This is a genomic window from Jiangella sp. DSM 45060, from assembly GCF_900105175.1.
In the GTDB taxonomy this organism is placed as follows: Bacteria; Actinomycetota; Actinomycetes; order Jiangellales; family Jiangellaceae; genus Jiangella.
This window is the reverse complement of the sequence record NZ_LT629771.1, coordinates 4,501,366-4,513,992: the sequence shown is the minus strand read 5'-3', so window position 1 is coordinate 4,513,992 and position 12,627 is coordinate 4,501,366. Positions and strand designations below refer to the sequence as shown.

Annotated in this window: 10 protein-coding genes; 7 read left to right on the top strand and 3 right to left on the bottom strand. The window is 73.4% G+C overall.

Annotation, left to right across the window (positions count from 1 at the left end; translation table 11 throughout):
* The first annotated feature begins 6 nt into the window (after positions 1–6).
* Both BLU82_RS20090 and BLU82_RS20085 read left to right on the top strand, forming a co-directional pair.
* A complete protein-coding gene (locus tag BLU82_RS20090; RefSeq protein WP_092622869.1) occupies positions 7–1,338 on the top strand; it encodes a prolyl oligopeptidase family serine peptidase in 1,332 nt (443 codons plus the stop codon).
* Positions 1,338–2,267, top strand: coding sequence for a dihydrodipicolinate synthase family protein (locus BLU82_RS20085; protein ID WP_092622868.1), 930 nt, complete (start codon positions 1,338–1,340; stop codon positions 2,265–2,267). The genes BLU82_RS20090 and BLU82_RS20085 overlap by 1 nt, the downstream gene beginning before the upstream one ends.
* A 14-nt stretch (positions 2,268–2,281) precedes the next feature.
* Here the strand turns inward: BLU82_RS20085 and BLU82_RS20080 are convergent, their stop codons facing one another.
* Positions 2,282–3,112 carry an amidohydrolase family protein gene (locus BLU82_RS20080; protein WP_092622867.1) on the bottom strand — a complete coding sequence of 277 codons (831 nt, stop codon included), beginning with the start codon at positions 3,110–3,112 and terminating at the stop codon, positions 2,282–2,284.
* Between the two features lie 9 nt (positions 3,113–3,121).
* Complete coding sequence (locus BLU82_RS20075; RefSeq protein WP_157741147.1) at positions 3,122–5,314, bottom strand: hypothetical protein; 2,193 nt, start codon at positions 5,312–5,314, stop codon at positions 3,122–3,124.
* Between the two features lie 235 nt (positions 5,315–5,549).
* On the opposite strand from BLU82_RS20075, the gene BLU82_RS20070 reads away from it, so the two are divergent.
* Positions 5,550–6,389 (top strand): IclR family transcriptional regulator, encoded by an 840-nt coding sequence (locus tag BLU82_RS20070; RefSeq protein WP_092622865.1) that lies wholly within the window; start codon positions 5,550–5,552, stop codon positions 6,387–6,389.
* A gap of 1,066 nt (positions 6,390–7,455) precedes the next feature.
* Positions 7,456–8,217, top strand: a complete 762-nt coding sequence (locus tag BLU82_RS20065; protein ID WP_092622864.1) for a helix-turn-helix transcriptional regulator — start codon at positions 7,456–7,458, stop codon at positions 8,215–8,217.
* Here the strand turns inward: BLU82_RS20065 and BLU82_RS20060 are convergent.
* Positions 8,214–9,566 carry an aspartate aminotransferase family protein gene (locus tag BLU82_RS20060; RefSeq protein ID WP_092622863.1) on the bottom strand — a complete coding sequence of 451 codons (1,353 nt, stop codon included), beginning with the start codon at positions 9,564–9,566 and terminating at the stop codon, positions 8,214–8,216. The two genes, BLU82_RS20065 and BLU82_RS20060, sit on opposite strands and share 4 nt — an antisense overlap.
* Before the next feature lie 201 nt (positions 9,567–9,767).
* Here BLU82_RS20060 and BLU82_RS20055 point away from each other — a divergent pair, with 201 nt between their 5' ends.
* From BLU82_RS20055 to BLU82_RS20045, 3 genes are read left to right on the top strand one after another with little or no spacing between them, the layout of a single operon-like run.
* A complete protein-coding gene (locus BLU82_RS20055; protein WP_157741146.1) occupies positions 9,768–10,799 on the top strand; it encodes a Gfo/Idh/MocA family protein in 1,032 nt (343 codons plus the stop codon).
* On the top strand, positions 10,796–11,734 hold the full coding sequence (locus BLU82_RS20050; protein WP_092622861.1) for a Gfo/Idh/MocA family protein: 939 nt from the start codon (positions 10,796–10,798) through the stop codon (positions 11,732–11,734). The genes BLU82_RS20055 and BLU82_RS20050 overlap by 4 nt, the downstream gene beginning before the upstream one ends.
* Positions 11,731–12,603 (top strand): fumarylacetoacetate hydrolase family protein, encoded by an 873-nt coding sequence (locus BLU82_RS20045; protein ID WP_157741145.1) that lies wholly within the window; start codon positions 11,731–11,733, stop codon positions 12,601–12,603. The genes BLU82_RS20050 and BLU82_RS20045 overlap by 4 nt, the downstream gene beginning before the upstream one ends.
* Positions 12,604–12,627 lie beyond the last annotated feature (24 nt).

Genomic DNA, 12,627 nt, shown 5'->3' with positions numbered 1-12,627 from the left:
CGGGACATGACGAATCTCTCCAGGCGCACGGTGCTCAAAGGCACGGCGGCGTCGCTCGTGACGGCGGGCACGGCCGGTGCGGCCGGCGCCCTGGCCGCACCGGCCCAGGCGGCCGCGCCGTCGTCGTACTCGATCGTCCACGGGACCACGCCGGGCGGCGTGCCGTACGGCCTGTGGGGCACCATCCCGTCGTCGCCGGCGCCCACGCTGGTCGTCCTGTCCCTGACGATCGAGCAGGCGCTCACCACCAGCCACCTGCAGGCCGGCGCGATCCTCGTCGAGCCGCCGGCCGGCTATCTCTGCGTCTCCATCGACCCGCCCTGCCACGGCACCCACCTGTATCCGGGCCGGTCCGAGGGGCTGCCGGGCTGGGCCGAGCTCGCGGCGGACGAGTACGACTTCGTCGCCGACTTCAACGCGAGGCTGTCCGAGGTGCTCGACCACCTCGTCGACGAGGACCTGGCCGACCCCGATCGCATCGCCGTCGCCGGGACCTCCCGCGGCGGCTTCCTGGCGTTGCGCTACGCCGCCTTCGACCCGCGGGTCGCCTGCGGCGTGGGGTACGCACCGGTGACGGACCTGCGGCAGCTGCGGGAGTTCGAGATCGCCGCGTCGGTGCCGTTCGTCGACGAGCTCAGCCTGGGCGCGCACGTCGCGCCGCTCACGGGGCGGCCGGTCTTCATCGTCATTGGCGACCGGGACGTCCGGGTCGGCACCGACGCCGCGATCGACGTCGCCCGGGCGCTGAGCGCGGCCGCGGTGACCGGCCTGCCCGTGGCCGACGTCGTGAACCCGTCGTTCGACGACCTCGTCGGCGGCTGGCCGGCGCCGTGGACCCTGGACCCGCTGCCCAAGACGCAGACCGCCGGACCCAGCACCGCGCAGGCGCACACCGGGACCCGCAGCCTGCGGGTCGAGAACGCGAGCGGCACCTCGGTCGGCGTGCGCACGCCACGGATGCCGGCCGAGCCCGGCTCGACGTACACCGCGACCAGCTGGGTGTACACCGAGTCCGGAACGCCCGCCACGATGTTCCTGGAGTTCTTCAACGCGTCCGGCTCCCGCATCGCCAACCAGTTCGTGGCGCCGGCGGCCAGCAGTACCTGGGAGGAGACCTCCGTCAGCGCCGTCGCGCCGGCCGGCACGGCCACCGTGGACGTGCTGATCTACGGCGCCGTCGCGGCGGCGGGCGTCTCGTACCACGACGACGTCACCCTGGCGCGCAGCGTGCCGAGCGAGGTGGCGCTGCACGTGCTCTCCGAGCCGCGCGGGCACACGACGCCCGCCGGCGCCGCCGAACTGTCCGCCGCCTGGATCGACGGGATCGTGAACGCCTGATGACCGACACCGCGCGCAGCCCGCGCACCGTCCTCGCCGCCTGCTGTGTGCCGTGGGACGACACCGGCGCCCTGGTGGAGCCGCTGTTCCGCGACAGCATCGCCGACCTGGTGGCGCACGGGCTGCGCGACCTGTACGTCTTCGGCACTGCCGGCGAGGGCCACGCGGTCGACGAGCAGCGATTCGACCAGGTCGTGGACGTGTTCGCCGACGAGGCGCGGCGGCACGGCGTCGACCCGATGATCGGGCTGATCAGCCTGTCGCTACCGGCGGTGATCGGCCGGATCGAGCGGTGCGCCGCCCGCGGGATCCGGTCGTTCCAGCTGTCGCTGCCGTCGTGGGGAGCGCTCAACGACGCCGAGCTGGCCACGTTCTTCGCCGAGACCTGCGGACGCTTCCCGGAAGCGGACTTCCTGCACTACAACTTGGGCCGGTCGGGCCGGATGCTCACCCCCGACGACTACGCGGCGCTGGCCGCCGAGCACCCGAACCTGGTGGCCGTCAAGCACACCCGGGCCGACTACGCGACCGTGCACCGCCTGTTCGCCCGGGCGCCGCAGCTGCGGCACTTCTTCACCGAGGCCATGTACAGCTACGCGAGCCTGGTGGGCCCGGCCGGCTTCCTGGTGTCGATCGCGTCGGTGCGTCCCCGGCTGGCTCGCGAGTACTTCGACGCCGGCGTCGCCCGCGACGCCGACGCACTGATGGCCACCTGCGCCGAGCTGCTCGACCTGAGCGCCGAGCTGCGCCGGGCGGTCGGGCCGGGCCCGCACATGGACGGCGCCTTCGACAAGGTGTTCGCCCGGATGCGCGACCCGCGGTTCCCGCTGGCGCTGCTGCCGCCGTACCAGGGCACCTCGGACGACGCCTACGAGGCGTTCCGAGCCGCCCTGCGCGCCCACCACCCGCGCTGGCTGGACCCGTCCTGACCCACCCGGCGTCGTCAGGGCAGCTCCAGCCCCAGCAGCTCCAGGCTGTCGCGGTTGAGGATGCTCTCGATCGTCTCCGGCTCGATGCTGGGGAACGGCGACCAGTCGCGCGCCGCCATCGCCCGCAGCCCGTCGATGCCCTGCCGCGGCGTCCAGATGGGGTAGTCCGAGCCGAACACCAGCTTGTCCACGACGCCCCACTCCTGCGCCCGGACGATCGCCTGGTATCCCTCCATCGTGCGCAGCCACATCGCCGACACGTCCGCGTACACGTTGGCGTGCTTGCGCAGCACGATGACGCACTCGCGCTGCCACGGGTGGGACATGTGCGCCAGCACCATCCGCACGTCCGGGTGCCGGCGGGCCAGCCCGTCGTAGACCAGCGGGTGGCTCAGCTCCAGGATCGCGTCGGGCGACGCGCTGGTGCCGGTGTGGATGAGCAACGGCACGCCGAGCCGGGCCACCTCACGGAAGAACGGGTCGTGCTTCGGCTCGCGCACGTCGAAGCCGGCCAGGATCGGGTAGAGCTTCACCCCCTTGAGGCCGCGCGCGAGGCCGTCCTCCAGCTGGTCCATGACGTCGTCGTCGCACAGGTCCAGCGCCATGTAGCCGATCGTCGGGCCGGTGGTCTGCCGGACGAAGTCGGCGATGTACGCGTTCGGCGTCGCCACGCCGAGCCGGGTGGCACGCAGGCCGACGACGATGCTGACGTCGACGTCCTTCATCGCCTCGTCGTACTTGTCCGGCGGGTTCTCCGGTCGGCCGCCGTAGATCCGGGCCCGGTCCTTCTCGTACCGGCCGTGGTGGGCCGAGGTGTTGCAGTGGGTGTGCACGTCGACGATCAACGGATCTCCTCAGAAGTAGGTGCGGCCGATGTCCGAGCGGGCCGCGGCGAGCTGCACCGCCCGCGCCTCGCCGCGGGTCAGCAGGCCCTCGCCGCGCCAGCGCTCGGCGACGTCGCGGACGGTGCGGACGAACCGGCCGTGGTCGCGGATGGGGGCGTGCGACCACACGTCGTCGACCAGCGTGCGGTCGTCGGCGCCGGTCCGGTTCTCGACGCCGGAGTCGCTGGCGCCGAAGGCGATCGTCGCCCCGTCGGCGACGGTGAACGAGTACAGGTCGCCATCGGTGAGGTGGAACCGGATCCGCAGCGGCCGGCCGGCGACCGCGGCGAGGTCGGCGCCCGCCCAGGTCAGCTCGGCGGCCAGCTGGTCGCCGGTGACAGGGTTCGACGCGGCCAGGCCGAAGCCGGGCAGCGGGTCGCCGTCGGCGTCGAGCAGTTCCGCCCGCAGCGAGCCGTCGCCGCCGAGGTCGGCGTTGACCACCAGCGAGTCGCCGGAGACCTCCAGCACCTTCGTCGTCAGCGTGCCGGTCTCGCTGCCGGCGCGCATGGAGACCCAGCCGTCCTTGCGCCACGTCACCTTGCCGATGGCGGCGCTGCGCTGCCCGCCGGGCACGCCGTGGGTGTCGTCCCAGCCGCCGTAGTACATCGACACCTCGGTGTCGGTGACGATGAGGTTGCTGCTGGTGAAGATCATGCCGTCGTCCCACGTGCCGTCCGGTCCGAGCTCGACGACCTGCGAGCGGTCCGGCCGGTGCCAGTGCCGCAGGTCGCGGGAGGCCGCGATCTGCACGTACGACGGCCCGTCGACGCCGCCGCCGGTGGTGCCGTCGGGCGCCAGCTCGGTGATCTCGAGCATCCAGGGGAACCCGACGTAGTCGTTGCCGTAGGCCATCGCCGGCAGGCCGTAGGTCTGCGCCTCCAGCGCACCGTTGGCGTGCGCGAGCTGCTGGTCGAGCTCGTCCGCGGCGAGCGCGTACTCCGGCGTCGACCAGTGCACGAAGTCGGTGCTGGTGGAGAGGAAGAACGCGCGGACGCCGTAGGGCTGCTTCGACATCGCGATGAATCGGCCGTTCTCCTCGTCGTAGTCGACGGTGATCACGTCGGCCGCGGGCAGCGCGGGATCGACCGGCGACGGCGTCCAGGTGAAGCCATCGGGGGAGAAGAACGCCTGGTACGTGCGCGGCGGGTTGGGCAGCGTCAGCATCTTGTAGCGGCGGTTCGGGTCGGGGTCGTGCGGGTCGTAGACCACTCCGCCGCTCCCGCCCGGCGCGAGCACGATGTTGTTCGCCGTCGACCCCTGGTACTCGACCACGCCGAGCTCGGGCTTCTCCCAGGTGAGGCCGTCGTCGCTCTCGGCGTAGAGCATGCGCCAGCCGCTGGCGATGCCGGCGTAGTACATCCGGTACCTGCCGTAGGACGGGTCCCAGAACGCCGAGCCGTAGATCTGCACCATGTTCGACTCCCACGGCTTCGTGGGGGTCAGGACGGGGCCGGTCTTCGTGCCCGGGTGGACCACGCGCTCGAGGTCGCTGACCGCGTCGATGCGGTAGTCGTCGATGAGCAGCTCCTGCTGCTGCCCGAGCGCCGGGTCGTAGCTCTCCGGCGCCTCCTCGACCAGGCTGAGGTCGTCGACCAGCGTGGTGCCGCCGGTGGCCGAGCCGGCTCGGACGATGACCACGACGTCGGTCGCGACCGGCGGCGCCGCCAGGGCGAGCTCGAGCTCCTGCCAGCCCGTCCCGGTCGTCGTGAGCTGCCGGTCGGCCATGCGGGTGCCGTCGGCCTTGCGGTAGTAGATCTGCAGCGACGCCAACGCGCCCGCCTCCAGCAGCAGCCGCCCCCGGATCGACAGCCGCTGCTCCTGCACGACCGGCGTCGCGCTGCTCGTCACCGTCACCGTACCGCCGGCCGGCTGGACGACGCGCAGGCTCTGCTCGCCGGCCGCGGCGTCGGCGTCGGTGACGAGGGCGGAGCCGCCGGTCCCGGTGGTCCGGACGGTCCAGCCGGCCGGCGCCGCGCCGGGCGCGGAGTCCTCGAACGACGGGTTGACGATCGGGTGCTGCGTCTCGCCGGCCGGGCCGGTCGCGGCGCCGGGCTGGGCGTCCGGCTGCGCGCCGGGCTGGGCGGAGCCGCCGGGCACCGCGCCCAGGAGCAGCGCGGCGGCCGCGAACAGCACGATGCCGGGTCGTCGGTGCCGAAGTCTCATCGGTCTCCACCTCACGTCGTGCGGGCTGGGGACTGCGTGACCCATGACTATATGGAATCTGATGCCATGTCAACGGCAGTTGGGTGCCCGCTGCACGCACGCCGGGGACGACGGCCGTACCGTGCTCTTCCAGCGATGATCGGAGGCGGTGCTAGTCTGCGCGCAAGGCGCGAGAGCGTCGCCGACGCCGCTCGCGACGCCAATACGTGAAAAGAGTTTCCACAAGGAGGTGGGCATGGAGACGCCTACAGACGGCGCGGCCGGTGCCGACCGCGCTCACTACCACTCGCACGCGCTGACGCGGGGGCTGCGCGTCCTGGTACACGTGGCGTCCGCCGGTGCGCCCGTCACGCTCACCGATCTGCACGAGGCGACGCAGCAGCCGAAGAGCACGCTGGTCCGGTTGCTGGCGGTGCTCGAGGAGCAGGACTTCGTGCTGCGGGTCGACGACCGGCCGGCCTTCGTGCTCGGCCACGGCGTGCTGCCGATCGTCACCGCCTACCTCGACAGCGGCACGCCGGTCGACCTGCTCCGGCCGCACGTGCGCGCGCTGGCCCACGAGGTCGGCTGGACGGCGAAGTACGCGGCTCTCGACGGCGTGCACGCCGCCGACCTGTGCGTCGAGTTCCCGGAGCGGCCGCTGCACTTCACCGGGAAGGAGGGTGGGCGCTCACCTGCCCACGCGTCCGGCGTCGGCAAGGCGCTGCTGGCCGGCCTCACCCTCGAGGAAGCGCGAGAGCACCTGCCGGCGCAGCCGTTTCAGCAGTTCACCGAGCGCACCATCGTCACCGAGCGGGCGCTGGAGGCCGAGCTGCGGCGCATTCGCGACCGCGGCTACGCCGTCGACGACGAGGAGTGCGCCCGCGGACTGCGCTGCGTCGCCGTCGCCGTCCGCGTCGACGGCGAGCTCCTCGGCGCCCTCGGCGTCTCCGGGCCGGCCGCCGAGCTGACGCCGGAGCGCGAACCCCACATCGTCGCCACCCTCCGCGACGTCGCCGGCGAGCTGGTCGCCGACGCCAGGGTCGGGCCGGTGCTGGGGATGTTCGCCAGGGGAGCCCTCGGTCGCCGCGGCTGAGCCCGGCGATGGCCCGCATCGAGCGGCGGCGCGGTCTGCCGGTCCCGGTTCGGCCGGTCGGGCGCCGGTTGATCCGGGCCCGGCCGGTCGGGCGCCGGCTGGTCCCGGCCTGGCAGCTTGCTCTCGGCGCGGTGACGTCAACGCCAACGGTTGGCGCTCTGGTCACCCCGCCGGAACAGTCATCGGCGGCCCTGTCGCCGTCGTGCCGCGCCGGGCGAAGGGCGGGTTGTCGTCGACGGGTTGTCCACCGGCGGGTCCGCGCCGCGCAGCCGGCCTCCCCCGGCCGGTCTGTGCCCGGCTGACGGTCGACCCCTGGCAGGTCCCTCTCCGCACGGTGACGTCAACGCCAACGGTTGGCGCTCAGGTCACCCCGCCGGGACAGTCATCGCCGGCCCGGTCCCCGTCCTGCCACGCCGGGCGAAGGGCGGGTTGTCGTCGACGGGTTGTCCACCGGCGGGTCCGCGCCGCGCAGCCGGCCTCCCCCCGGCCGGTCTGTGCCCGGCTGACGGCCGACCCCTGGCAGGTCCCTCTCCGCACCGTGACGTCAACGCCAACGGTTGGCGCTCAGGTCACCCCGCCGGAACAGTCATCGCCGGCCCGGTCCCCGTCCTGCCGCGCCGGGCGAAGGGCGGGTTGTCGTCGACGGGTTGTCCACCGGCGGGTCCGCGCCGCGCAGGCGGCCTCCCCCAGCCGGTCTGTGCCCGGCTGACGGCCGACCCCTGGCAGGTCCCTCTCCGCACGGTGACCTCAACGCCAACGGTTGGCGCTCAGGTCACCCCGCCGGGACAGTCATCGCCGGCCCGGTCCCCGTCCTGCCGCGCCGGGCGGCGGGCCGCGGGCCGGCCGGTCCCGGCCCGGCGTCTCCCACTCGGCACTGTGACGTCAACGCCAACGGTTGGCGCTCAGGTCACCCCGCCGGGACAGTCATCGCCGGCCCGGTCGCCGTCCTGCCGCGCCGGGCGAAGGGCGGGGTGGTGTCGTCCACAGAGCGGTGCGCGCCCGCGGGTTATCCACATTCGGCCTCGTGCGCGGTGCCAGCCACCCGCCGGCGCCCCAGGATGGCGACATGGATGTGGGAGCGCTGATCAGCCAGGCCCGACACGAGGCGAGGCTCACGCAACTGGAGCTGGCCGAGCGGGCAGGGGTGAGCCGCTTCGCCATCTCGCACTACGAGGCGGGCCGCCGGCTTCCGACCCTGGGGGTGCTGCGTGCGGTTCTGGCGGCTGCCGGCAAGCAGCTGTACGCCGAGCTCGAGCCGCTCGACGCCGATGTGCGGCGGGCCATCGCGCGGGTCGCGGCCAGCCCGATCGAGGACCGGAAGGCGGTCGGCCACTGGTACTGGCTGCACGAGTACGTCGCCCCGGAACACCGCGTCGAAGGGGTCGCCGCGGCGCAGCTGCTCGGCGCGCCGGTACCGGTCGACCACCTCGACCTCGCGATCGCCGATCTGCCGGCGGCCTGCGAAACGCTGGTGCGCTCGTCCGAGCTGTTCCCGCCGAAGATCGCGTTCCAGCGCACCACCTGGCCCTTCTCATGCCCGCGGGCGGGGCGCGACGCGACCGACAGCGACGTCGCGGAGCTCGCGGCGCGGCTGCGCGAGTTGCTGCGCCGGGAGTGCCCCGACGACACGTTCTGGATGATGTCGGCGCAGTGCTGGGCCCGGGTGCGACTGGTACCGCCCGCCGACGTCGCGCGGTACGTCGAGGTGGTGCTCCCGGCGGGCGTGGTCCGGGTGGCGCCGCTGCACGAGATCGAGAGCACCGACCCGCGGGTGTCGCGAGTGCTGCGGGTCCTGCGCGACGACGCGGGCGCCACCCGGCCCGGCTAGTGCGCGGTGCCGTCGGCCTTCATGCCGGCGAGGACGTCGCGGGCGGCCTCGAGCGTGCGGTCGACGTCAGCGTCGGTGTGCGAGCCGGAGACGTGGTTGCGCTTGAGCGACATCGGGATCATCAGGAACCCCTTGTCGGTCATCCGGCGGTGGAACGCGGCGTAGGCCTGGTTGTCGTTGCGCATGAGGTCGCGGTAGCCCCTGATCGGCGCGGCCGCGAAGTAGAGCGAGAACACGCCGCCGTAGCCGGCCACGGTCGCCTCGAGGTCCAGTTCGGTGACGATCGACGTCAGGCCGTCGCGGATCCGGGCGCCCAGCGCGTGCGTCCGGGTGTAGAAGTCCGGGTTGGCGCGCAGGTGGTCGATGGTGGCGATGGCGGCCGTGGCGCCGAGGGCGTAGCCGTTGAACGTGCCGGCCAGCAGCACGTCGCCCTTCTGGCCGTCGAACCGCTCCATCAGCGAGCGCGGCCCGGCCAGTCCGCCGATCGGGTAGCCGTTGGCCATGCCCTTGCCGAACGTGGTGAGGTCGGGCTGGACGCCGCAGACCTCCTGGTAGCCGCCGAGGGCGTGCCGGAAGCCGGTGATGACCTCGTCGAAGATCAGCACGGCGCCCTCGGCCGACGTCAGCTCCCGCAGCCCGGTGACGAACTCCTGGGTGGGGACGAGCGCGCCGACGTTGTGCGGGATCGGCTCCATGATGACGGCGGCGATGCGCTCCGGGTGCTGCTCGAACAGCGCCTTCACGGAGTCGAGGTCGTTGAACTCGGCGATCAGCGTCGACTCGAGCGCGGTGTCGAGGATGCCGGCCGAGAGCGGGTCGCGGCCGTAGGCCAGCTCCGGGCGGGAGATGACGTTGCGGGCGACGGCGTCGTGCCAGCCGTGGAAGCCGCCCTGGAACTTCACCAGCAACTGGCGGCCGGTCGCGGCGCGGGCCAGCCGGACCGCCTGCGCGGTGGCCTCCGACCCGCTCATCGTCGCGATCATCATCTCCGCCGACGGGATCACCTCGGTGACCCGGGTGGCCAGCTCGACCTCCAGCTCGGTGACGCCGAGGCCGAACAGGTCGAGCTTGCCGACGGCGTCGCGCACGGGGTCGTCGACCACGGGGGAGTTGTGCCCGAGCAGGATCGCCCCGAACGCCGCGTGGTAGTCGAGGTAGCGGTTGCCGTCGAGGTCGACGACGTACGCGCCGTCGCCGCCGCCGAACGCGTACGGGTGCCCCACGTAGCGCGTCGCGGAGTTCACGCCGCCGGGCAGCACCTCCGCGGCGGCTTGCTGCAGGGCCCAGCCGCGGGTGGACGAGTTGCGTGGACTGTGGTCGGAGGCTGCCGTGCCGATCCCCGGGGACATCGGACTCCTGTTCCCGCGTCGCGGCCGGCTCACGGCCGTCGCGCGACGCCTCTCGGTGGTGTCGTTGCCAGGAAGCGTAGGGGGCATCGCCAAGCATGGCAAGACGTTCCATTTCTCACCACGTTACGCGATCGTCACAGCGACGGGCCTTGACAGGGCCAGCGCCGAGATCCAGGATGACTCGGCATGGCACGCCATTCCGTGACTGACGACACAACGCCGCTGGGCGTGGTCATCGTCGGCGCCGGCTTCATCGCCGACCACCACGGCGCCGCGCTGCGTGGCAGCGCCCGCGCCCGTCTCGCCGGCATCGTCGACGTGGACGCGGGCCGCGCGAGCGCCGCCGCGACCGCCGCCGGCGGCGTGCCGTGGAGCACCGACCTCGCCGAGGCCTTGGCCCGTCCGGACGTCGGCGCGGCCATCGTCTGCACGCCGAACATGACGCACGAGCCCATCGCACTGCAGATCGCCGCCGCTGGCAAGCACCTGCTGATGGAGAAGCCGCTGACGATCACGGTTCCGGCCGCTCAGGCGGTCGTCGAGGCCTTCGACGCCGCGGGCACGGTCGTGATGGCGGCGCACACGCACCGGTTCTACGACTACGCCCGGGCGGTGAACGACGCGATCGCCGGTGGCGCCGTCGGCCGGCCGGTGTTCGCCCGGCTGGCGCTGCTCGGCGGCTGGATCTGGCCGGACTGGCGGGCCTGGGTGCTCGACCCGGCCAAGTCCGGTGGGCACGCGCTGCACAACGGCGTCCACCTGCTCGACCTCGTCAGCTGGTGGCTGCGCGACGAGCCGGTCTCCGTCTTCGCGCGCGGCCGGGCGCAGACGGCCGCCGAGCTGCGCATCCACGACTACCTGGAGATGCACGTGCGCTACGCCGGCGGCGCCGACGCCGTGTGCGAGATGAGCCGCGGCCACCGCCCGTCCACGCTGGACCGCCGCGACGTGCTGGTCGCCGGCACCGACGGCGTGCTGCAGCTCCCGGCCGACGGCTGGGGCTCCACCGTCGTGACGGAGTCCGGCACCAGCCTGCTGCACCCGCAGGGCGCCAACGGGTTCGCCGTCCAACTGGACGCCTGGCTGGACGCGATCGCCGACCCGGCCACGGAGCGGGCGATGACCCCGGCCGACGCCGTCCGCGCGGTCGCGCTGGGCGTCGCCACCGAGCTGTCCATCGAGCGTGGCGAGCCGGTCACGCTCGACGAGGTCATGGGAGGTGTGGCCGCATGAGCGACACCCTCGGCGTGCTGCTGCTCGGCTCCGCAGGCCTCGGCCCGGATCAGGACCACCAGAGCGCGATGTACCGGCCGGCGTTCGAGGCGCATCCCGGTTTCACCGTGCTGCCGGACACGACCGCCGTCGACGACCCCGCCGTCGACGTCGTCAGTGTCTGCGTCGAGCCGGACCGCCGTGCCGACGCCGTGATCGCCGCGCTGCAGGCCGGCAAGCACGTGCTGGTCGACAAGCCGCTGGCGCTGACCGCGGCCGACGCGGCCAAGGTCGCCGCCGTGGCCGCCGAGACTGGGAAGGTCTGCCTGCCCGCGCACCACCAGCGCTTCCACCCGATGATCGCGGCCGCGCGCGGCGCCGTCGCCGGGGGCAAGGTCGGGCTGCCGTGGAACGTGCAGGCCGACTTCCTCGTGGCCGGCGGCACGCCGTCGCCGGCCGGCGAGCTGGCCAACTTCGCCGTCTACCCGCTCGACGTCGTGCTCGCGCTCACCGGGCTGCGGGTCCGCCGGGTGTTCGCGCGCCTCGCGACGCACTGGGGCGGCGGCGACGCGGACGACTTCGCGTTGCTCTTCCTCACCCACGAGAACGGCCTGACCAGCACGATCAGCGTCGGCCGGACCGGTTCGCTCGCAGACACCCGGCCGGCCGGACTCGCCGTGCACCGCTACCGTGTCAGCGGCTCGCACGGTGTCCTCGACATCGACGCCTCGCGCCCGGCTGTCGTCCAACGCCGGGCCGAGGCGTCGAGCCACGTGTGGCACGGCCCCGGGACGGTGGACCGGCTGCTGGACGAGTTGCGCGCGGCCATCGCCGCGGGTCGCCCGACCAGCCCGTCCGCCGCCGACGCCGTCCACATCGCCGAGATCGTCGACGCGGCCCGCGCCGCGGCCGCGTCCGGCACGCCCGTCGACCTCTCCCAGGAAGGCAGCCGATGAAGCTGGTCAGCTACACCCGCGACGGCGCGACCCGGCACGGGTACGTCTCCGACGAGGCCGCCGGCACCGTCGCCGAGCTCGGCGACGGCGACCTCGCCGGGTTGGTGCAGGCCGGCGCCGGCACCGACGCCGCCTGGCGGCCGGGTGAGGTCGCCGGCACCCACCGGCTGGCCGATCTCGCCGTCCGCGCCCCGATCGCGCGCCCCACGAAGGTGCTCGCGGTGGCCGCGAACTACCAGGACCACGTCGCCGAGGGTGGCGGGAAGCCGCTGGACAAGAGCACCCTGGCGCCGCGGCTGTTCCTCAAGCCGGGCACGTCCGTCGCCGACCCGGGCGCGGACATCGTCCTGCCGGCGATCAGCACCCAGGTCGACTGGGAGGCCGAGCTGGTCGTCGTCGTGGGCCGGGGCGGCCGGGACATCCCGGTCGAGAAGGCCCTGGACCACGTGGCGGGCTATGCCGTGGGCAACGACGTGTCGGCCCGATCGGTCGACTACGGGTACCCGCGCGAGACCTCGTCACCGGCGGTCGGCTACTTCGACTGGCTGGCCGGCAAGTGGCCGGACGGCTTCGCGCCGTACGGCCCCTACCTCGTCACGGCCGACGAGGTGCCCGACCCGCAGGACCTCGGCGTGCAGCTCGAGGTCAACGGCACGCTCCGGCAGAACGGGAGCACGGCCGGCATGATCTTCACCGTCGCCGAGTTGGTCGCGTTCGCGTCGCGGCTGATGACGCTCGAGTCCACCGACATCATCATGACCGGCACGCCGGCCGGTGTCGGTCAGGCCTCGGGCAACTATCTCGCCGCGGGCGACGAGATGACGGTGCGCATCGCCGGCCTCGGCACCCTCACGAACCGCGTCGTCTGAACCCCAACCCTCGCCGGGCCGGTC